The organism is Streptomyces sp. NPDC003456 (assembly GCF_042878735.1).
Classification (GTDB): Bacteria; Actinomycetota; Actinomycetes; order Streptomycetales; family Streptomycetaceae; genus Streptomyces.
Window position 1 is genome coordinate 855209 of sequence record NZ_JBIAOK010000002.1, and the last position, 20505, is coordinate 875713.

21 protein-coding genes are annotated in these 20505 nt (G+C 74.2%); 8 read left to right on the plus strand and 13 right to left on the minus strand.

What is annotated here, in order from left to right; all coding sequences use genetic code 11:
- Nucleotides 1–114 precede the first annotated feature (114 nt).
- The 5 genes from ACFYWG_RS09520 to ACFYWG_RS09540 all read left to right on the plus strand — a co-directional run bounded on the left by ACFYWG_RS09520 (nucleotide 115) and on the right by ACFYWG_RS09540 (nucleotide 3098).
- Nucleotides 115–483, plus strand: coding sequence for a hypothetical protein (locus ACFYWG_RS09520; RefSeq protein WP_383508834.1), 369 nt, complete (start codon nucleotides 115–117; stop codon nucleotides 481–483).
- A gap of 3 nt (nucleotides 484–486) precedes the next feature.
- Nucleotides 487–921: a response regulator gene (locus tag ACFYWG_RS09525; RefSeq protein ID WP_376333581.1), complete on the plus strand. Its 435-nt coding sequence runs from the start codon at nucleotides 487–489 to the stop codon at nucleotides 919–921.
- A 207-nt stretch (nucleotides 922–1128) separates the two neighbouring features.
- Complete coding sequence (locus tag ACFYWG_RS09530; RefSeq protein ID WP_389200340.1) at nucleotides 1129–1578, plus strand: ATP-binding protein; 450 nt, start codon at nucleotides 1129–1131, stop codon at nucleotides 1576–1578.
- A gap of 145 nt (nucleotides 1579–1723) precedes the next feature.
- Nucleotides 1724–2032: a hypothetical protein gene (locus tag ACFYWG_RS09535; RefSeq protein WP_376333577.1), complete on the plus strand. Its 309-nt coding sequence runs from the start codon at nucleotides 1724–1726 to the stop codon at nucleotides 2030–2032.
- Nucleotides 2033–2300: 268 nt separating this feature from the next.
- Nucleotides 2301–3098 carry a magnesium and cobalt transport protein CorA gene (locus ACFYWG_RS09540; RefSeq protein WP_389200756.1) on the plus strand — a complete coding sequence of 266 codons (798 nt, stop codon included), beginning with the start codon at nucleotides 2301–2303 and terminating at the stop codon, nucleotides 3096–3098.
- A gap of 108 nt (nucleotides 3099–3206) precedes the next feature.
- Here ACFYWG_RS09540 and ACFYWG_RS09545 read toward each other — a convergent pair whose 3' ends face one another.
- The 6 genes from ACFYWG_RS09545 to ACFYWG_RS09570 all read right to left on the minus strand — a co-directional run bounded on the left by ACFYWG_RS09545 (nucleotide 3207) and on the right by ACFYWG_RS09570 (nucleotide 8863).
- Nucleotides 3207–3443, minus strand: a complete 237-nt coding sequence (locus tag ACFYWG_RS09545) for a hypothetical protein (protein ID WP_376333573.1) — start codon at nucleotides 3441–3443, stop codon at nucleotides 3207–3209.
- Between the two features lie 140 nt (nucleotides 3444–3583).
- The gene (locus ACFYWG_RS09550) at nucleotides 3584–4444 is read right to left on the minus strand and encodes an STM4011 family radical SAM protein (RefSeq protein ID WP_389200343.1); all 861 of its coding nucleotides are present in this window, start codon (nucleotides 4442–4444) and stop codon (nucleotides 3584–3586) included.
- Between the two features lie 9 nt (nucleotides 4445–4453).
- Nucleotides 4454–5785, minus strand: a complete 1332-nt coding sequence (locus ACFYWG_RS09555; RefSeq protein ID WP_389200345.1) for an STM4012 family radical SAM protein — start codon at nucleotides 5783–5785, stop codon at nucleotides 4454–4456.
- On the minus strand, nucleotides 5782–6597 hold the full coding sequence (locus ACFYWG_RS09560; RefSeq protein ID WP_385420356.1) for an STM4013/SEN3800 family hydrolase: 816 nt from the start codon (nucleotides 6595–6597) through the stop codon (nucleotides 5782–5784). The genes ACFYWG_RS09555 and ACFYWG_RS09560 overlap by 4 nt, the downstream gene beginning before the upstream one ends.
- Before the next feature lie 65 nt (nucleotides 6598–6662).
- Nucleotides 6663–7841, minus strand: coding sequence for an STM4014 family protein (locus ACFYWG_RS09565; RefSeq protein WP_389200759.1), 1179 nt, complete (start codon nucleotides 7839–7841; stop codon nucleotides 6663–6665).
- Nucleotides 7842–7903: 62 nt separating this feature from the next.
- Nucleotides 7904–8863, minus strand: a complete 960-nt coding sequence (locus ACFYWG_RS09570) for an STM4015 family protein (RefSeq protein WP_389200347.1) — start codon at nucleotides 8861–8863, stop codon at nucleotides 7904–7906.
- 169 nt (nucleotides 8864–9032) lie between these two features.
- On the opposite strand from ACFYWG_RS09570, the gene ACFYWG_RS09575 reads away from it, so the two are divergent.
- From ACFYWG_RS09575 to ACFYWG_RS09585, 3 genes are all read left to right on the plus strand, one after another.
- Complete coding sequence (locus ACFYWG_RS09575; protein ID WP_383508816.1) at nucleotides 9033–9359, plus strand: hypothetical protein; 327 nt, start codon at nucleotides 9033–9035, stop codon at nucleotides 9357–9359.
- A gap of 32 nt (nucleotides 9360–9391) precedes the next feature.
- Nucleotides 9392–10516, plus strand: coding sequence for a DUF6745 domain-containing protein (locus tag ACFYWG_RS09580; protein ID WP_389200350.1), 1125 nt, complete (start codon nucleotides 9392–9394; stop codon nucleotides 10514–10516).
- 172 nt (nucleotides 10517–10688) lie between these two features.
- Nucleotides 10689–11984 carry an MFS transporter gene (locus ACFYWG_RS09585; protein WP_389200352.1) on the plus strand — a complete coding sequence of 432 codons (1296 nt, stop codon included), beginning with the start codon at nucleotides 10689–10691 and terminating at the stop codon, nucleotides 11982–11984.
- 30 nt (nucleotides 11985–12014) lie between these two features.
- Here ACFYWG_RS09585 and ACFYWG_RS09590 read toward each other — a convergent pair whose 3' ends face one another.
- From ACFYWG_RS09590 to ACFYWG_RS09620, 7 genes are all read right to left on the minus strand, one after another.
- Entirely contained in the window at nucleotides 12015–12890 is an 876-nt protein-coding gene (locus ACFYWG_RS09590) for a helix-turn-helix domain-containing protein (protein ID WP_385420329.1), read from the minus strand.
- Between the two features lie 108 nt (nucleotides 12891–12998).
- Nucleotides 12999–13856, minus strand: coding sequence for a class I SAM-dependent methyltransferase (locus tag ACFYWG_RS09595; protein WP_389200354.1), 858 nt, complete (start codon nucleotides 13854–13856; stop codon nucleotides 12999–13001).
- Nucleotides 13853–15373: a 4-hydroxyphenylacetate 3-hydroxylase family protein gene (locus ACFYWG_RS09600; RefSeq protein ID WP_383508806.1), complete on the minus strand. Its 1521-nt coding sequence runs from the start codon at nucleotides 15371–15373 to the stop codon at nucleotides 13853–13855. Before ACFYWG_RS09600 ends, ACFYWG_RS09595 begins: the two co-directional genes overlap by 4 nt.
- Nucleotides 15370–15975: a flavin reductase family protein gene (locus ACFYWG_RS09605; RefSeq protein ID WP_389200356.1), complete on the minus strand. Its 606-nt coding sequence runs from the start codon at nucleotides 15973–15975 to the stop codon at nucleotides 15370–15372. The genes ACFYWG_RS09600 and ACFYWG_RS09605 overlap by 4 nt, the downstream gene beginning before the upstream one ends.
- A complete protein-coding gene (asnB, locus tag ACFYWG_RS09610) occupies nucleotides 15972–17798 on the minus strand; it encodes an asparagine synthase (glutamine-hydrolyzing) (RefSeq protein WP_383508802.1) in 1827 nt (608 codons plus the stop codon). The genes ACFYWG_RS09605 and asnB overlap by 4 nt, the downstream gene beginning before the upstream one ends.
- Nucleotides 17798–18631: a hypothetical protein gene (locus ACFYWG_RS09615; RefSeq protein ID WP_383508800.1), complete on the minus strand. Its 834-nt coding sequence runs from the start codon at nucleotides 18629–18631 to the stop codon at nucleotides 17798–17800. The genes asnB and ACFYWG_RS09615 overlap by 1 nt, the downstream gene beginning before the upstream one ends.
- A 382-nt stretch (nucleotides 18632–19013) precedes the next feature.
- Complete coding sequence (locus tag ACFYWG_RS09620) at nucleotides 19014–19880, minus strand: response regulator transcription factor (RefSeq protein ID WP_389200358.1); 867 nt, start codon at nucleotides 19878–19880, stop codon at nucleotides 19014–19016.
- Nucleotides 19881–20505: the final 625 nt, after the last annotated feature.

A 20505-nucleotide genomic window follows, 5' to 3' on the forward strand; every position in this document is an offset into this window, starting at 1 on the left:
TTTGTTGCTCCCCCTCGGCGGGCCGGGATCGCGGCCTGGGACACGGCACGCCCACTGTACCGGCCGTGACAACACACGTTGTCTCGGGCGAGATCAACGCCGTAAGGTGACTCCATGCCTGCTCCGCCTCCCCCGCCCGTGCCGCCCGGCGGAGAGACGGCTGCGCTGGTGGGCGCGGTGGTGGAGGACATCACCCGGCGCCTCGCCCAGTACGGCCTCCACCCGCCGGCGGACCCCGGTGACGTGAGCGACGACGCCCGCCGACGCGCGCTCGCCCGTCTCCGGGTGATCAACGGCGTCAAGGAGGCCGTGCGGCTGCTCGAGGACGAAGCGGCCCACGCCGCCGCCGCGAGCGGAGCCGGATACCCGGAGATCGGCCAGGCCGTGAGCATGAGTCGTCAGGGGGCCCGGCGCCGCTGGCCCGGCCTCATCACCGGCAACACCTCCCTTTCCACCGCCCCTCCCACTCCACGGAGCCTGTGACCCATGGCCGCTGCCGCCGCAACCCGCCCCTACGACGTGCTGCTGGTCGAGGACGACGTCGCCGACGCGATGCTCATCCAGGACGCACTCTCCGAGCGCGGCACCCGCAACATCACCCAGGTCTCCGACGGCATCGCGGCCCTGGACTACCTGCGCGACCCCGCCAACGAGCGCCCCGACCTCATCGTGCTCGACCTCAACATGCCGCGCATGAACGGCCGCGAGTTCCTCGCCGTGGTCAAGGAGGACGCCGAGCTGCGCACGATCCCGGTGGTCGTGCTCACCACCTCGGCGGCGCCGGACGACGTCACCGGCGCGTACCATCAGCACGCCAACGCCTACGTCACCAAGCCGGTGAACCTCGAGGAGTTCGAGGCGGCGGTCCGCAGCATCGACGCCTTCTACCTCGACATCGCCGTGAAGCCGCCGAAGCAGTGAGGCTCCCGGGGGTGGCGGGCACTGCCGTCCCGCCGGTTCCCGGCACGGCCGAGGGCAGAAAAGGACGGCAGCAGGTGACGGCGTCCACAGCGGCGACCCGCGGGGCGTCCGGGGCGGCGAAGCCGCCGGAAGGCGCGGGAGGACCGGACGGTCCGGGATCAGGCGCGGGGGCGCGAGGGGGAGCAAGAGGCAACGTGATGGGTCCAGATGTTGGGTGACGGCATAGCTGCGCGCGTCGGCGAGCAGCCCCCTCGGATCTCGGTCGATCTCGACGGTGACGGCCTGCGCATCGCACACGCACGCCACCGCTCCGTCGACTTCCTCGAGCAGGTCAGGACCGCCCACGGCCTGCCCGTCTCACAGCGTGCGACGGACATCACGCAACTGGTGGTCAGCGAACTGGTCACCAACGCCGGGAAGTACGCGCCCGGCCCGGCGCGGCTGGAGCTGCGGATCGACGGCGACATGATCGTGGTGTCGGTGTGGGACTCCGACCCGGTGCTGCCGGTGGCGCGGGCCGCGGACGCCGGGCGCGTCGGCCAGCACGGCTTGGAGATCGTCATGGCGGTCGCGCACAGCTTCGAAGCGGAACGGGTCCAGGCGGGCAAACGCATCACCGCCCGCATCGCCCTCACCGACGACGCGGGCGGGCGCTGACGGCTCCCGCCCCGCCCGCCTGCCCCTTTCGTCCCCACCCGCGACCGTACCGCCACCCCGGGACGTGCCCGTGGGAATGAACCGCCCCGCGCGGGACACCCCATAGGCAAGTGCTGTGCCCGGCCCGGGGAAGTGGGGGAGTGTCGTGCAGGTCGTACCGAATCGCGAGGTGTTGATCGTCACCGCTGCGGCGGCCGTCGGAGCCGCACTCGGCGCACGCTGGTGGAGCGCCCGCGCACGCCGGCCGCACACCGTCCCGGACGTGCCCGCCGCAGACCGCGTCGAGGAACTGCACGAGGCCTTCCGCGACCCCACCGTGCCCCCCGACCCTGCCGACTCCCCGGCACAGACGCTGCACCGGTACTGGAACCACCTGCACCCCCTGGAGTTCGCGGAGTCCCCCGCCCCCGCACCCACCGCACCCCACTCGTTGCTGTCCCGCAGCGTGGAGTAGTGGGCCGGCCGGCGCCGCGGCGACGGGGCGTCCTCGCACTGCCAGGCATGGAATCCGGCGGCGGAAGCACCCGTAGGCACATGGACTGCGTGATCTATCAGGAGCGAACCGGTCAGTGCGAGCAGATCGGCGGCGGGGAGGCGGGCGCGTGCGATGCGGCTCTTGAGCGACTGGCCGGCTTGAAGCCGGACGAGTTCGCCTGGATCCGTCTGGACGAGCCCGGCCAGGAGAGCTGGAGCGGCTCGGCAAGTACCTGGACCTGCATCCCCTGGCCGTCGAGGACGCCGTCCAGGCGCATCAGCGGCCCAAGCAGGAACGCTACGGCGACGTACTGGCCGTCGCGATGAAGACGCTGTGGTTCGTCGAGGAGACCGCGGACGTGGAGACCGGGGAAGTGATGATCTTCCTCGGTCCGTCGTTCGCGCTGACCGTCCGGCACGGCGCGAACGATCCCGCACGGGAGGTCGCGCGGCGCCTGCGCGAGCAGCCGGAGATGGCACGGCTCGGGCCGGTCGCCGTGCTGCACACGGTGGCCGATGTCGTCGTCGACGCCTACGCGGAGGCCGCCGCCCAGGTCCGGAGGGACCTGACCGAGCTGGAGCGGTGCGTCTTCTCGCCCGCGCGGGACGACCTGACCGAGCGGATCTACTCCCTGAAGCGGGAGGTGGTGGAGTTCCGCGACGCGGTCCAGCCCCTCGTCCCCGTCCTGCAGCCCTTGACCACCGCGCGGGAGGACTGGCCGCGGCAGGTGCTGCCGTACTTCCGCGACGTCACCGACCACCTCACCCGCACCGACACGGAGGTCCGCGCGCTGGACGACCTGCTCGCCTCCGTCCTGGACGCCCATCTCGCCAAAGTGGGCACCTGGCAGAACGACGACATGCGCCGCATCAGCGCCTGGGCGGCCATCCTCGCCATCCCCACCATGATCGCCGGGCTCTACGGCATGAACTTCGCCCACATGCCCGAACTGGACTGGCGCTACGGCTACCCGTGCGCCCTCGCCGTCATGGCCCTGGGCGCGGGACTGCTGTACCGGGCCTTCCGCCGCAACGGCTGGCTGTGAGCGACGAGCCACGCCGAGAACCACTCGCCGCGCAGGCGACCGCCCTTCACGATCATGCCCCACGCGGGTTCTGCCCCGGTCGGCACACGGCCGGGGCACTCTCCTTCTCTAGGCGCTGTCCGTGAGGGCCTCGTACCCGCGTGCCCGGGCGCAGTGGGCGCAGCAGAAGAAGTGACCGTCGACCTGGTGCCCGTGCCCGAGGACCTTGCACTGGCAGTTGTCGCAGATCGGGGCCAGCCGGTGGGCGGCGCATTCGATGCTGTCGAAGGTGTGCACCGCGTCACCGGCCGTGTGCACCTCGAAGGACAGGGCGTAGTCGTTCCCGCATACCTCGCACACCGCCATGTCGTGCTCCTTTCCGAGCGGTGGCCGACCTGGCCGGCTGCGCTCACCCGACCGGGGCGTGTGTCCCTTGCAGTGTCCCGCCCGCGCGGCTCGGCCGCTTCTCCGTGAGGCGAACCGGTGACGTCCGCTGCGGCCGGTGACTACGTCGGGCCGGGCCGGACGGCGGCCGGGATGCGTTCCAGGACGCCGCCGGCGAAGACGTCGTACAAGGGCAGGGTCTCCAGGTGCACGTAGCCGATGTGGCAGTCGCAGACCGCCAGCGGGCAGGGCCGCGGGCGCAGGGCGGCCCGGTAGCTGCCGTCGTACAGGTTGCCGAGCTCGGCGCGGACGAAGTGGCAGCGGCGCACGGTGCCCTCCCCGTCGACCGAGATCACGGACTCGCCGGTGCGGCAGGGCAGTCCGGCGCTGGCGTGCGGGGTGCGGCTGTAGGGGAACAGCGGGTCCAGCGCCGTCCAGTCCTCGGCCTCCGCGTCGTCGTAGGTGTGTCCCTCGGCCGCGTTGACCCACAGGTACACGTGGTCCGGCAGGTCGGCGCGCAACCGGCGGGCGGCCGGCAGGTGTTCGGGCAGGCCGACCACGCCGACGCTGTGGCGCACACCGCGCCGGGCGAGGTCGTGGCACTTGGTGAGGAAGCGGTCGTAGGGCGTCTGGCCCGGGTGGTAGGTGCACCACAGGGCGAGGGTGTCGCGGTCGGCGGCGTCCAGCCAGTCGGTGCGGCAGCTGAGGTTGGTCTGGATGGCGACGCGGCGGATGTGCGGCAGGTGCGACAGCTCCGCGAGGGTGCGCCGGTACCAGGAGCGCACGAGTCCCTCGCCCCACGGGGTGAACAGCAGGGAGAGCCGGTCGCCGGTCTGCGCGGCGGCCCAGGCGGCGAAGCGGTCCAGGGCGGCCCGGTCGGCGCGGAGCCGGTCCGGGGAGTCGCGCCGCTTCGCGAACGGGCAGTAGGGACAGTCGTAGTCGCAGGAGGCGAGGGGGCCGCGGTAGAGGACGGTGAGATCCATGGCCGGACGTCACTTCCTTTCGTAGGCGGCCATGGCGGCGCGCACGGCGGGGGAGAACAGACGCGGACCGATGGCGTCGGAGTGTGCGAGGCCCTCGGCTGTCAGCCGCAGGCGGGCGCCGGTGGGGCCGGCCAGCCAGCCCTGGTGCGCGAGGGCGTCGAGTTCGGCGGCGAAGTCGTCGGCGGGCAGGGAGCCGAAGCGGGCGCGGTAGTCGGCGGTGTCCAGGCCGTCGGCCCGCAGGAGCGACTGCAGCAGGTGGCGGCGGCGTGCCTCGCGGGGGTCGATGCGGTAGCCGACCGCCGCGCGCGAGAAGTCGGTGGTGGCGACGTAGTCGTCGATGATCCCGCGGATCTCGTGCATGGCGACGGCGTAGTCGAACGAGTAGTGCAGCGCGGAGGTGTAGGAGCGGGCTCCGCAGCCGAGGCCGATCATGCCGTCGGTCTGGCATGCGTAGTCGTCGGCTCCCTGCGGCGGGGCGTCGGCCCGGCGGAACATCCGCATCGACTGCTGGACGTATCCCCGGGCCAGCAGGTGGTCGCGGCCCGAGCGGTACAGCCGCAGCCGCTGCTCGTCCCACGCCGGGTCGCGGCCGGAGTCCGGGCGGTGGCGGTCCAGGCCGGTCAGGGGACGGACGTAGAGCGGGTACAGGTAGAGCTCCTCGGGCCGCCAGGCGAGCGCCGCGTCCAGCGAACGCAGCCAGGTCTGCTCGGTCTGGCCGTCGATGCCGTAGATGAGGTCGATGTTCAGCACCGGTACGGCGGCGTCGCGGATGCGGCCCAGGGCCGCCTCCACGTCGGCGCGGCGCTGCGGACGGACGGCGGCCCGGGCCTCGGAGTCGACGAAGCTCTGCACGCCGAGGCTCAGCCGGGTGGTGCCGCGTTCGGCCAGCACGGCCAGGCGGTCGGCGGTGGCCGTGGCGGGCGAGGCCTCCACCGACAGCGGGACCGCGCGCAGGTCGGCGCCCATGCGCTGCTCGGCGATGTCGCAGAGCCGGTCCAGTTCCCGGGCGGTGAGGAACGTGGGGGTGCCGCCTCCGAAGGCGGCGGTGGCGAAACGGGTGCCGTCGCCCAGCGCGTCGCGCACGGCCGTCGCCTGCCGCTCCAGGGCGTCCAGGTAGGCGCCGGTCAGACCGCCGGGGGCGCCGATGCGGGTGAAGAGGTTGCAGAACCCGCAGCGCACCTCGCAGAACGGGATGTGCAGGTAGAGCGAGAGGGCGCTCTTGTCCTCCCTCGCCCACAGGGACGTCAGCGACGGCCGGTCGGGCAGGGGCCGGTAGGCGGTCTTGTGGGGATAGGCGTAGACGTAGTGCTGGTAGGGGCCGGTCGGCGGGGCGGTGGTCATCGGGCGGCCTCGGCGGGGTCGAGGAAGAAGTGGGCGTACGGCACGGTCCATACGCACTCGTGGCCGAGGCGGTGCCCGGTGTAGCCGTCGTCGCCGTAGGCGGTGCCGTGGTCGGAGCAGACGATCGCGAAACAGCGGCGCCGCGAGCTCGCGGCCGCGAACAGCCGTCCTATGTGCCGGTCGACGTACTCCAGGGCGGCGGCGTGGGTGGCACGCGTGTCACCGGCCTCCCGGGTGGCGCCGGGCAGGTGGAACCAGTTCGGCTGGTGCAGCGCCGAGACGTTGACGAAGAGGAACAGGCGCCGGTCCGCGGGGAGCCGGGCGACGACCTGCTCGGCCCGCTCGACCTGGTTCTCGAAGGAGCGGGGTGAGGTGACGCCGAACCCCGGCTCCCAGTGGGACTCCTGGAACAGGCCCGGCAGCACCGAGCCGAGCGGGCCCTGCTTGTTGAAGAAGCCCACCCCTCCGATGCACACCGTGTGGTAGCCGGCCTTCGCCAGCCCGCCGACGAGGTCGGGGGTGTCATAGACGAAGGTGCCTTCGGCGGTGGTCTCGCTGCCGGCGAAGCTCGCCGCGAAGAGCCGTGGATGCGGCCCGGGCGCGGCCGGGGTCGGCAGGAAGCCGGCGAAGATCGCCTGGTGCGAGGCGTAGGTGAAGCTGCCCGGCGCGTGCCGCTTCTCCCAGCGGCCACCCGGCAGATGACGCGCGAGGTGGGGGATGCGGCCCGCTGCCGCCAGTTCCTCGGCCACGTCGTGGCGCAGGGTGTCGAGGGTGACGAGGAGGAGGTCGTGCTCGCCGACGATGTCGTTCATGTCGGGCTGGGTCATGCGGTGTTCCTGTTCTGTACGGGTGCGGCGGCCGGCGGGGCCGGGCGGTGTCACACCGGCCGGGCGGGCGCGCGCGGGGCACCCGGCTGCGTGCCGGCCGGGTGACCGGGCGGGCGGGAGAGCGCCTGCGCCGTCGACCACGGGGCGTCGGGGCGGGCGGGTCCGCGCAGCACCGCCGCGACCTGCGCGCCGTAGGTGTCCAGGCCCTCCGCGCCGCTGCCGGGCAGGCCGGTGAGACCGGGCAGCAGATCGCCGAAGGCATTGACCTCGCCGACGACCGTCCGGCGCCAGCCGACGGCCGGCAGCAGGTCGACGCCGACACACAGGGTGCGCGGAAAACACGCGGCCGCCCGCTCGCACACCTCCAGCACGTCGCTCCAGCGGCCGCCCGCCGCCACGACGGCCGCACGGGCGGCGTCGAGGTCGCCGCGGCGTCCGCCCAGATGGAGGTTGGTCAGGGGCGAACGGCTGGTGCGCACCACGGCGTGCGTGGCCCGGCCGGCCACCACGACCACCCGGAAGTCGGTCGCGCGGCCCTGCTGGGACGCCTTGGGCACCCAGCGCTCCAGGTGCAGGCCGTCCGGGGCGAGCGCGTCGACGACGGCGGCGACGTCCCGCTCGTCCTCGTAGCGGCGCAGCTTGAGGGAGTTGTGCAGCCGGCCGTCCCCGGTCACCTCGACGGACGTGGTCGCCCTGATCCGGCCGCGGCCCGCCTCCACGGCGAGGACTCCGGACGCCGACGACCCGTGGGCCGGTTTGACGAACAGCCGCGCCATCCGGTGGGTGCTCATCAGCGTCCGCACGTCGTCCCAGCCGCGCACCGGGGCACCGTCCGGCCCGGAGGTGGGGGAGAAGGGCACCGGCACACCCGCCGCGTCCAGAACGGCGTGGCAGCGGCGCTTGTCGAACAGCACGGACACCTCGTCCGGGTCGTCCAGCCGGACGCCGCCGCGCAGACCGCGCAGCGCGGCCGTGAACCCGGCGTACCAGCGCGCCGATCCCTCCACCCGGGTGGGTTCCCCAGCGCCCCGCAGCATGCGGTCCACCTCGGGATCCTCGCCGGGCGAGTCGACGCGGACGATCTCGCCGGGGGCGAAGCGGGCGCCTCCCCGGCGCAGGACGTCCGTCCACGGCACCACGCGCGGTCCGGGCAGGCCCGCCGCGCGCACCGCGTCGGCGAACAGCGTCACGCGGCGGTTGGCCGGATTGCCGACCACCGCGAAGCGCACACCGCCCGCCGTCCCCGTGCTGCCGGCCGTCCCGCGACGCCCCGGGACCGGGTTGTCCGTGCTCACTCGCCGACGGAGACGTAGCGCCAGACCGTGCCGTCCTCCTCGGTCTCCTCCTCCGCGTCGTCGCGGTCGAGGTCGACCTCCACACCGGCCGGCTCCAGCACCTGCCGCACCCGCTCCTCGAAGGCCTTGCTCAGGTAGTGGTGGTGCAGGTCGAGCCTCTTCAGATGGGTCAGCGGCTGACCGCTCAGCAGCGCCCCCGCGCCCTCGTCGGTCAGCACGCCCATGGACAGGTCCAGGACCTCCAGGCGGGCCACGACGGGGGCGGCGGCGACGGCCGCGGCCACCGCGTCCTGCATCTCGCTGTTGCGCAGGGCCAGATGGCGCAGGCGCGGCAGCCGGGCGCCGGACAGGATCGGCTCCAGGTCGGCGGCTTCGCTGTCGCCGCCGTAGTCGGGCGTGCCCAGCCACAGGTCGAGGTGCTCCAGCGCGGGCAGGTCGCTGGCGCCGACGCCCCGCACCACCGACGCGGGCAGGCCGCCGGTCTCCACGACGAGACGGCGCAGCGCGGAGTGCCGCACGGCGGTGAAGCCGAGGCCCGACCCGCCGCGCACGCCGAACTCCTCCAGGGCGGGGAATCCGGCCAGCAGCGGTGCGACATCGGTCTGGTTGATCCAGGAGATCTCGCACTCCTCCATCACCATGTCGCCCAGGAAGAGCGCGCGCAGCGCGGGCAGCCGGTCGCGGGTGGCCAGCAGGGCCTCGACGACGTCGGAGGGGTCCGAGTCGTAGGCCTCCTCCCAGGCACCGACGATCAGGGCGCGCACCCGGGTGGTGTCGACGGTCTCGCAGAAGCGGGTGAACGCCGCGGTCCAGCTCTCGTCGGAGTCGTACACGTCCGCGGAGATCCGCCAGGCGACGGAGTCCGGCTCGGGCAGGCCGCCGGCCGGGGTGCCGGGGCCGGGGAAGGCGTGAGCGGGCAGCCGGTACAGCTCGTGCAGGTGGTCACTGATGGTCATGCGGCTGCTCCTGGAGGGAAGGGTGTGCGATCCGTGATGCCGCAGTTCTACCAACCGCCACCGACAGCACAGGACGGTGGGGCGGCTTTCGGGGCGTTGTCAGTGGGCGCCCCTACGGTCGTGGTCATGAGCCCGGTGCGCGGTGCACCCGGCGGTGAGGGGGACGGCTGTGTACCGGCAGGGAGACGTGCTGATCGTGCCTGTGGCGCAGGAGGCGGTACCGGAGCACGTGGCGCACGCGCCCAGGGAGCGGCGGGACGGGCGTGGCCGCCTGGTGCTGGCGCTGGGCGAGGTGACCGGGCACGCCCACGCGGTGGTGGGCCCGGGGGAGTTGGTGCGCGAGCCCGGGACGTACGGCCCGCTGCTGCTGCACCTGCCGCAGGGCGGCCGGGTCGTCCACGAGGAGCACGCGGCGATCGCGCTGCCCTCGGGCTGGTACCGGGTGATCAGGCAACGGGAGTACGTGCCGGGATCCGTGCGGATCGTCGCCGACTGACCGCGCGGCGAACGGAATCGGGGAGAGAAGACATGGCGACGACGGAGACGGACGACCGGATGACGGGCGTCGACGGGCTGAGTGGGCCGACCGGGCGGACGGGGCCCGGCACCCGCGCCGGTGACGAGGTGGGGGGACCGGAGAGGGAGGCCGACGGCCTGCGCCGGTGGCGCGCCCGGGCCATGGCGACCGCCCCCGCCGACCGCCCCGCCGCTGAGGAGGGTGTCCGGCGCGCCTACCGCCTGGCGGGCCTGGCCGAACCGGAGAAGGTCGTGTGGGTGGACTCACCGCGCGCGGCCGTGACCCTGATCCGGCAGCTCACCGACCGCGGCCCGGGTGTGCGCGAAGCGGTCCGCAGCGCGCCGTGGGCGCGAGAACGGCTGCGCCTGCGGACCGAGTTGGGGGCCCCGGGCTGGTCCGCCCACTGGGCGTCGACCGGCGGCCGGCTGTGGGAGTCCACCCAGGCCCTGGTGGACCGGATCCGGGCCGGTGTGCTGGAGGACCTGGTCGGCCGGGCCACGGGCGCGGAGGCCGCCGCGGTACGGCTGCTGCTCGTGGACGCGGTCCTGGGGCAGCACGACGCCCCGTGGCTGGCCGCCTTCCCCTCCGACGAGGGCCCGCTCGGGGCGCTGGCCGAGGTGTGCCGCAGCGCGGGCTGGTGGTGGCCGTTCACCCGGGTCGTCGTGCTGTCGGAACGCCCTGTGGCGCTGCACCGGGACGAGGCCGGCCGGCTCGACCGCGGCGACGGCCCCGCGCTCGCCTACCCGGACGGATTCGCCCTGCACGCGTGGCGGGGCATGCCGGTGCCCGCCTCCTTCCTCGCCGAGCTGCCCTCCCTGACCCCGGACCGCATCCGCGACGAGGAGAACGCCGAGTTGCGGCGCGTGATGCTGGAGTACTACGGCTACGACCGCTACCTCGCCGACTCCGGTGCCCGTCCCGTGCACCGCGACGAGACGGGCACCCTGTGGCGGATCGACCTGATCGGCGACGAGCCGGTGGTGATGGTGGAGGTGCTCAACTCGACCCCCGAACCGGACGGCACCCGGCGCACCTACTGGCTGCGCGTCCCCCCGTCGACAGGAACCGCGAGGGCGGGGGTGGCCTGGACGTTCGGCCTGGGGGAGCAGGTCTACGCGCCCGTGCGGGAGACCTGAGGAAGGGGACAGGAGCGCCGATCGGCCGGTGAGTCGCGGGCCCAGCCTGTGAGTGGCGGTATCAGGAGCAACGCCTGTCTGGTTGCCCCGGGCGTTGGCGGAAAGCATGGCCGGGCGGGGCCGCCCGGTGGCCCCGCGCTTCCGGCGCTTCTCCGAAAGGCAGTGATCCCCTGTGAGTTCGAGCGGACGTCCCGACGCCTCCGCCGATGCCGCGGCCGAGCCCGGGCAGGACGTGTTCAACCGGTGGCGGTACACGGGAGTGTTCCTGCTGCTGTTCCTGTTCGGGACGGAGACCTTCATCGTCTCCCCGCTGCTGCCGACCATCGCGGACGACATCCACGTCTCGGAGACCGCGGCCGCGCAGAGCGTGACCGCGTACGTCCTGGTGTACGCGGTCACCGCACCCTTCCTCGGGCTGCTCAGCGACCGTTTCGGGCGCAGACGCACCCTCCTCGCGGGTGCCGCGCTGTTCCTGCTGTCCAACGCCGCCGCCGCGCTGTCCACGGGACTGGCGCTGCTCATCGCCTCCCGGGCCCTGGCCGGGCTCGCCGCGGCCGCCGCGGGGCCCGCGATCTGGGCGCACATCGCCGAGACCGCCTCCGACCGGGTGCGTGGGCGCGCCCTCGGGCTCGGCATGGCGCTGTTCTCCTGCGGGCAGGTCGTCGGTGTCCCCCTGGGCGGGCTGCTGGCCGGTGCCGCGGGCTGGCGTGCGGCGTTCCTCGCCCTCGCGGTCGGTACCGCGCTGGCCGTCCCCCTGCTGCTGCGTCAGGTGGCCCCGGGAGCCGCGCCCGGCACGGCGAGCGCGGGAGGCGGGGCGTTCCGCTCGGTGTTCGCCGCCTGGGCGCACCCGGCGCTGCGCAGGTCCCTCGCCGTCAACACTGCGTTCCACGCCGCCAACCTGGGCGCGTACACGTTCCTCGGTGTCGTCCTGGTCGACCGGTTCGACCTGTCGGTGTCCGCCCTGGGGCTGGTCGGCGTCCTCGTCGGGGCCGGCGGCGTGGTCGGATCGCTGCTCGGCGGGAAGCTCGGTGACCGGGCCAGGGCGGCGGGACACCACCACTTCCCGCTCCTGCCGGTCTGGGGCGCCCTGCTGGCGGTCGGTGTCGCGCTCACGGCGAAGGGGCCCGGCATCGTGCTCGCGCTCCTGGGAGTGGCCGTGTGGTTCGTCGCGAGCGGGGGCTTCGTCATCGACCAGCAGACACTGGCCGCCACGGCCGCGCCCGACCTGCGGGCCACCTCCAGTGCCTGGCTGACCTCGACCATGTACGCGGGCACGGGGGTGGGCGCCTGGGCGGTCGGCGCCTTCGACGACGCCGGGACGGGACTCCTCGCCGTCGGCGTGGGCCTGGCCGCGGCCTCCGCACTGGCGGCCTTCGCCGTCAACGCCGGGCTCCGTTCCTCCGGGACCGCGCCGGCGGACGGGACGCCGGTCGAGGGACCGGCCGAGGGGGAACCGATCCGGTCCTGAGCCAGGTGCTTCGAGGAACGGCAGACGGGATCAGCCCGCCTGCCGCTCCGCCGTGTCCGGGTCGACCGCCCGCAGCGGCCGGTCGCAGAGCGCCGCCAGGTGCGTCCGGTCCTGCTCCGTCCGCGGGGTGAACAGCAGGACCAGAGCCGACGGGTCGTCCACCGGATGGAACGACGACAGCGACAGGGACAGCGGCGCGGACCCGGTCGGCCGCACGGTGACCGACCGCGCCGTCAGCTCGGCCACGGAGTGGCAGCTCCACCAGTGGCGCAGTTCCGGCGCGTCCTCCTCCAGCCGGTCGTACAGCTCGCCCGTGCGCGGGTCGGCGAGCGCGGGGCCGGCCTGGGCGCGGAAGTGCTGGAAGATGTTCATGGCCAGGGGCTCCCAGTCGTGCAGGACCGTCCGCAGCCGGGGGTCGGCCACCATGAGCCACATCAGGTTGCGCCGGTCTGCGGGCACGGACTCCGGGGTGCCCCACAGGGCGCTCCACGCCGCGTTCCAGGCCAGCAGGTCGAAGTGACGGTCCAGCAGGACCGCGGGGCTCGTCGGCCAGGAGTCCAGGACCGGGCGGACGGTGGCGGCCAGCCCGCCCGGTTCGGGGCCCTCGGCGGCGGGCTCGTGGTAGCCGGCCAGGCGCATCGCGTGCCGCAGCCCCGCCGCGTCGAGCCGCAGCGCCCGGGCGACGGACGACAGCACCTGCCGGGAGGCGGTGACCCGCCCCTGCTCCAGCCACGTGTACCAGGCCAGTCCCACACCCGACAGCGAGGCGACCTCCTCGCGGCGCAGACCGGGCGTGCGCCGCCGGACCGTGGCCGTCAGGCCCACGTCGGCCGGCTTGAGCAGTTCGCGGTGGGCTCGCAGAAAGGCGCCCAGTTCCTGACTGGGGCCCGGGGCGGGCGTGGACATGGGGACGGCTCCTCTGCCTGCTGTCGGTGGTCGGGGGACGTGCCGAGGGCCCGGGGCGGGCCCGGTGGGTCCGCACGGGCAGCCGCGCGGACCCACCGGTCTCTCACCCTAGGCGGTGGTCCCGGTACGCGCGGTCAGCTTCCACAGGCGCACCGGCATCGCGCTGACCCGGCCGCGCCGCTTCTGGCGCGCGAAGGCCGCACGGCCCACCGCGCGGAAGAACTCGGACCGCAGGCCGGGCTCCAGCACCGAGGCGTAGTAGTCGCCGAACGTCGCCGCGTGGAAGTGCTCGTACTGAGCGGCGTCCCGGACGGTGACCACGGCCTCGCGCTCCCAGGTCTCCTCGAGGGTGAAGAACTCACCCAGCAGCGCTGCGAGTACGTCCGCCGGCCGGGTGCGGGTGGCGATGGGCAGCACCTCGCGGTCGTCCAGGAGCCCCGGCACGCTCCCGGCCGGGATGCCGAGCGCGCCGAGCGCGTCGCGCACGATGTCGTCCTCGCCGCCCAATCCGTCGGCATCGCGCTGCGGGTGATAGGTCGTCAGCAGGAAGTGCCCGCCGGGCGCGAGGTGGTCGCGCACCCAGCCGAGGACCCGGTGCTCCACCGGGTACAGCCAGTGCAGCACGGAGGTCATGGTCACCACGTCCGCGCGGTACGGCAGCGGGGCGGGCGCCGTCAGGTCCGCCCGGTGCAGCACCACCCGCCCGCCGAAGGGCCGCAGCCGTTCGCCGGCCTCGTCGAGGCGGTGCTGCGAGCGCTCCAGCCCCACGGCCAGCCGCAGCGAGGGGTGGCGGAGCAGGGCCGCTTCCAGCAACTGGCCTATGCCGCTGCCGAGATCGACGAGCACGCCGGGTTCCCCGGCGACCCGGTCGAGGACCCAGTCGCGGTCGTGGACCTGGCGCAGCCTGCTCGCGTCGTCGTAGCCGCCGAGGGTGCGGGCCTGGGCCTCGGTGTCGGACAGGGTCATGGACGCTCCTCGGTCGATGCGGGGGACGGGGTGGCGGGGGCGGCGGCCGGAGCATCGGCGGGGCCGGAGACGAGGGCTTCCAGGCGCCCGCGCACCTCGCTCTGGTCGTAGCGCTTGAACAGGTTGATCCGGTTGCGGGCGAGGTCGCCGCGGTGGACGAGCTCGTACAGGTGCTGGCGTTGCCCGAAGCCGTCGCCGGTCAGTTCCCAGGCCAGGCGCAGCAGCCGGGACTTGCGTTCGGCGTCGATGTCCTTGCCGCGCATGTAGCGGTCGAGGAGGGGGCGCAGCCGGGGGTGGGCGAGGTCGTTGGCGGTGGGCTGCATGAGCAGTCCCGAGGCGCCGATGCGGCGCAGGACGTCGACCGCGCCGTCGGCCACCTCGGCGGACCAGACGCGGCCGGCGGCGGTGTCGCCCGGGGCGAGCAGTCCGCCGTCGGTGACGGTCGCGCGGGCCTCGGCGGCGTCGAGGAGGATCTCCGTGAGCTCGGCGTAGGACGCCAGCCGGCCGAGGTCCTCCTGGACGTTGCGGAAGCCGTCCACGCCGATGCTCTCGGCGACCAGGGTCGCGGTGGCCAGCAGGGTGCGCAGCCTCTCCCGGTAGCGCACGTGGCCGATGTAGGCGGACCAGGCGTTGATGCGGGCGAGCCCCGTGCGGGCCAGGGCGCCGTCGCGCAGCAGGAAGACGCGGTTCCACGGGACGAGGACGTCGTCGAAGAAGAGCATGGCGTCCTGCTCGTCGTAGCGCGCCCCCAGCGGGTGGGCGTGACCGAACGGCTCGGCGCCCAGGGGCTCCCGGCACAGGGTGACCAGACCGGGAGCGTTGAGCGGCAGCGCGAACCAGACGACGAACTGCTCGCCGCGCCGCTGGGTGAAGGACGCCGACAGGTAGACGAGCACCTCGTGGGCCAGGGGTGCCAGCGTGGTCAGCTGTTTGGCACCGCGTACGACGATGCCCTCGTCGTTCTCCTCCAGCACGCGCAGCGCCAGGTCGGGGTCGTCCAGCGGGTCGGCGGAGCGGTCGATCTGCGGATCGCCGAGCGCGTGGGAGAGGACGAGGTCGTTGGTGGCGCAGTGCCGGTACCAGGCGTCGGCGTGGCCGCCGAAGCCGGGACGGGCCTGGTCGAGCCGGTTGCGGAAGTCGTGGACGCCCACGGCGATCGACGCCATGAAGGCGGGGGAGCGTCCGTGCTGCCCGAAGGCGGCGGCGTGCCAGAACTCCGCGCTGCGGCGCTGGAGCCTCAGCTCCTCCAGGGTGCGGGGCGGCTGGTAGGCACGGGCCAGCCGCAGCCCGGTGTCCGGGTCCTTGTAGGTGAGCAGGTCCCGGTGCTCGGGGTCGTGCTGCAGGTCGAGCAGCCCGGCGAGGGTGTCGACGGCGGGGCGGAAGGCGGGATGCGCGGCGGGATCGGTGATCCGCCGGCCGTCGAGGTACAGCTCGCGGCCGTCGGCCAGTTCCTCGCGGTACCGGTCGCCGGTCAGCAGCCCCCGGCCGGTGCGGGCGGAGGTGTCCAGGAGGGTCATGTACGGGCTCCCGTGGAGGGTAGGTGGGGGCGGGCGAGCGCGCGGTACTCGCCGTGGTGGTAGATGAGCGGCTCGCCGGGGCCCGCGTCGGCCGCGACGACCCGGCCGACCAGGACGGCGTGGTCGCCGCCGGGCAGCACCGCGTGCAGCCGGCAGTCGAACCAGGCCAGGCAGTTCTCCAGCACGGGTGCTCCGGTGGCCCGCTCACGCATGGGGGCGACCGTGAACAGGCTCAGGGCGTGGCCGGCGCCGGGCGTGGCGAAGTGGCGGGCCAGTGGCTCCTGGTGGCCGGCGAGGACCGACACCGCGTAGCGGCGGCTGGTGCGCACGGCCGCCGCCAGCGGGCTGCGCGTGGTCACGGCGACGCTGATCAGCAGCGGGTCGAGGGAGAGCGTGCACAGTGAGGAGACGGTCTTGGCGAAGACCTCTTCGCCGTGCCGCGCGGTCAGTACGGCCACGCCCGTGGTCCAGCGGCGGGAGGCGTTGCGGAAGGCGTCGGCGGACGCGGCCTCACCGCCGCGTGCGTCGCCCGGCCCGCCCACCGGGAACCCGGTGCTCCCGGTCGCGGCGGGCGCGCCTTCCACGCCCGGGCCGGTGCTCATCGCAGCCCCACGCGGTAGGCGCGCAGCCACTCGTCCACCTGGACCAGGTGGTCGAGTCCGCCCACCGGGTTGGGCGCGGTGCGCGGACTGGGCAGGGTCCGTCCCTCGGCGAGGGCCCTGCGCACCGTCTCCCGGTCGACCAGGTCGAACACCGGGGCCGCGGGGTCCGCGAGCAGTTCGCGGGCGCGGTCGGTGAGCACCTGGGTGTAGCGGACGGCGGGGGTCGACGGATAGCCGCTCTTGGGCCGGTCGGCGACCTCGGGCGGCAGCAGGTCGCGCACGGCGTCGCGCAGCAGTCCCTTGGGGCGGCCGCCGGGCGCCTTGAGCGACCAGGGCACGTTCCAGGCGTACTCCACCAGCCGGTGGTCGCAGAACGGCACGCGCACCTCCAGCCCGACGGACATGCTGACGCGGTCGACGCGCTCCAGCAGCGGCGGGAGCCAGCGGGTCAGCGCCAGGTGGAACACCTCGCGGACCCGGCGCTGCGCGGCCGTCTCCCCGGACAGGAGCGGTGTTCCGGCGAGGGAGGCGCGGTACTGCTCGGCGGTGTACTCCTCCGGGCGGACCTCGGCCCGCACCTCCGGGCGCAGCAGGACGGCCGGGGTGGGGCGGTGGTGCAGCCAGGGGAAGGTCGGGGCGGACAGGGCGTCGGGGGAGTGGAAGTAGGGGTAGCCGCCGAAGACCTCGTCGGCCGCCTCGCCGGACAGGGCGACGGTGGAGCGCCGCCGCACCTCGCGGAAGAGCAGGTGCAAGGAGGCGTCCATCTCGCCCCAGCCGGGCCGGTCCCGGGCGCGCAGCACGGCCTGCCGGGCGTCGAGGAGGTCGTCGTCGGGGATGACGACGGAGGTGTGCAGGGTGCCGATGTGCTCGGCCGCGGCCCGGACGAAGGGGGCGTCGGCGCCGGTGCGCCAGGCGTCGGGTGCCCGGCCGGCGCTGCCGGGGAAGTCGACGGAGAAGCTGCTGACCTTGCCCTGTCCGGACCGTTCACGGGCCAGTGCGGCGAGCGCGGTGATGGCGCTGGAGTCGACGCCCCCGGACAGCAGGGTGCACAGCGGGACGTCGCTCATGAGCTGGCGTTCCACGGCGTCGGCGAGGAGTTCGCGGACGGTGTGCCGCGTCGTGGCGTCGTCGTCGGTGTGCGCCCGGGACACCAGCTCCCAGAACGGCGTCTCGCGGACGGTGGAGCGCCGCACGGAGACGAGGTGGCCGGGGCGCACCTCGCGCAGGCCGCGGAAGAGGCCGTGGCCGGCGGTGGGCGCGGCGGGCAGCGCGAACAGTTCGGCGATGCCCTCGGCGTCGAGTTCGGCCCGGAACAGCGGGTTCGCCAGTACGGCCTTGGGTTCGGAGCCGAACAGGACGCCGGTGGCGTGGGCGTGCCAGTACAAAGGCTTGACACCCAAGTGGTCGCGGACCAGCAGCAGTTCTCCGGCGCGTTCGTCCCACAGGGCGTAGGCGAAGATGCCGTTGAAGCGGCGGGGGGCGTCCGTGCCCCACTGGATGTGTGCGCGCAGCACCACCTCGGTGTCGGAGCGGGTACGGAAGGTGTGGCCGAGCGCTTGCAGTTCGCGGCGCAGCTCCCGGTGGTTGTAGAGCTCGCCGTTGTAGCTGAGCACGGTCTCGGGCTGCCCGGCGCCCAGCGGCTGGGTGCCGCCCTCCAGGTCGATGACGGACAGCCGGCGGTGGCCGAGCGCGGCGTGGCGGGAGAGCCAGACGCCGGACGCGTCCGGGCCGCGGCAGGCCAGGGTCTGCGCCATGGCCGCGACGGTGGCGCCGCGCGTGCGCAGGTCGGTCTCCCAGTCGATCCATCCGGTGACGCCGCACATCACTGCTCCTGGGCGGGGGTGTTCGGGGCGTCCGGGGACGCGGGGGCGGTGGCTTCCCAGCGGCAGCCGTGGCCGGTGGGCCCGGTGCGCAGGGTGTGCGACGGCTCGAAGCCCTTCGCGCGGATGTTCTCCGAGAGGGCCTTGGTGCAGTAGGTGCACGGGGAGGCGAGGGTCAGGCGGACCCCGGAGCGGCGGGCCTGTTCGCGGTAGTCCCAGATCGCGCAGTGGGTGATGGTGAGGGCCGCCCGGCTGTTGTCATCGGCGTCGGGGCTGTCGTCGAACTCGTAGTCCGATCCGTACAGTTCGGCCTGGCGGGCGATGCGGTGGACGGGGTCGGCGGCGCCCCTGCCGTGGTCGGGTTCGACGTCCCGGTGCACTTCGGCGATGGCGCGCGCCCAGGCGGTGAGGGCGTGTTCTCCGTAGCGTGCGACGAGGAATCGTTCCATCAGGGCCTGGCCGCGGAAGAAGACGCGCTGCCAGTCCCGTGCGCCGCCGCCGGCGGGGTCCGGCAGGTCGGCGAAGATCTGCGACTGGAGGGCGAACCAGTCCGCCAGGTGGGTGGGGTTGTGCCGGCCGGCCAGCAGCCGGGTCAGGCCCGACTCGGCCTCGTGGAGGCGCTGGCGCCACAAGGCCGACCGTTCGGCCTCCGGCATGGTCCGGTAGGTGTTGCGCAGGCGCTCGGCCGTCTCGGGGAGGGAACCGGCGGTGTGGGGGGCTCCCAGTACGGCGGTGACGGGGCGTCCGGTCTCCGGGGCGCCGGCGGCATCGGTGCGCGACGCCGGGCCCCTCTCGGAGCCGCCGCGCGCGATGCCTCCTGCGGGCGCATCGCTCATCTCGGATCTCCTTCATGCTGGGGAGCGGATCGGTCGTGACCTGTCGTCCGGCAACGCTATGAAGCCGCTGACCACGTCAGTAGCCCCGAACGGAGGCACCGGCGGCGACCTTCGGGGCAGGCGATCTGCTCCGAAGGTCGCCCCGGCGGGCAGGCCGCGGACCGGACGGTGGGCGTGCCGGTGAGCAGGCCGCGGACGGCTGGGGGACATGCCGGTGAGCACGTGGAGACCCGCCGGCCGAGCGCGCCGGCGGGCAGGCCGCGGCCCGGCCGGTGAGGCGGCCCGGCGAGCACCTCGGGGACACGGCGGTGGGCGGGCAGCCGCGGGTGCCGGTGGTCACCCGGGGCTGCCCGCCCACCGGCGCGCAGATGTGCCGTCGGCGTCAGCCGGCCAGTCCGTGGCGGTGCGCGTACAGGGCCGCCCGCAGCCGGTCCGACTGCCCTATCTTGCGCATCGCGCTGGTCAGATGCTTCTTCACCGTGGCCTCGGCAAGGGCGAGTTCGCGGCCTATCTCGGCGTTGCTGAGCCCGGCGGCCAGCTGCGCGAGGACCTCGCGCTCCCGGTGGGTCAGGCCGCAGTGCTGCGGCAGGGGTTCGGCGGTGTCCACGGCCAGGTTCGCCGCCACGACCCGGGCCGGCGGCGGCGCCGGAAGGAACACCGTGCCCCCGGCGCCCGCGATGCCGACCGCTTTGATGATGCGGTCCTCGGGCAGGTCCAGCGGGAAGCACCCGCTCGCGCCCGCGAGCACGATGCGGCTCGCCTCCGCCGTGCTCTCGGCCCTGCGCAGCAGCAGGAAACGGGCCTCGGGCACCACGTCGGGCGCACGCAGCCGGGCCACGAGCGCCAGGTCCTCGGCCAGCGTGCCGCCACGCCCCAGCAGGACCACGTCCGGCCGCACCCGGCGCAGGGTGTCCGCGAGCCGCAGCACGTCCCCGGAGCTGCCGACGACCACGGTGTCCGGGTCCGCGTTCAGCACGCTGCGCAGTCCCGCGCTCGCCACCGGGTGGCGTTCGGCGAGGAACACACGGGTGACGGGCGCGGGCCGGTGGGCGGCCGGTCCGGCGCAGGCGGGCTGACCGCAGCCGCAGCCGGCCGGCGCCCAGGGGCGCCGGGACGGCGACTGCCCCGGCGGCCGGTCCTCCGGCTCGCTCAGCAACTGGTGCCCGGCGATCAGGTCGAGCGGATTGTCGATCTCCGCGTGCAGGGCACGCGGATCACCGGCATCGGTCGCGGTGGTCAGGGTCGTCACCGGACTCCCGTGCAGGACACGGGGTTTGTTCCGGGTGCGGCGGTCGGTTCTCACGTGTGGTCCCCTCGGCGGTGGCGGGGCCGGGCCGTACCCGGCGGCGAGCGCGTTGCCCGGGGCCTTGAGCCGACCGCCCCGCACGCGGCACGAGGGCCGCAGGGACGGATCAGGCGAACGGCGAGCACCGGGCCGGAACGGAGGGAGGCGCCGGGGACGGACGATCCGTCCGCCTCAGCGCCCGGCACACGGGCGACAGGACTCGTCGAAACACCTGCGGTGCCACGAGCCGCCGATACCGACCAGGGTGAAGTCGGTTCGCCGTTTGACCATGCAGTCAGCGTAATTCGGCCAGTCAGCGGGGGTCAACAAGGGCCGGATCACGCGCATATGAGGGAACCGTGTATTCCGTACTGCGGATCCTATGACCACGGGTATCAGCATCAACACCTGGCTGGCTGGGGCCCGTCGTGGTCCCGCACGCTTCCGTCACGGCGACCCGGACCACCGAGGCGCGTCCCGGCGGGCAGCCCCACGGCCCGGTGACGTGCCGCATCCCCCCGGGCCCGTTCCCCCGCCGCCGCCCGGTTCGCCGCCGCCCGGTCCACCGCCGCGCGGCCCTCCCCGTTGC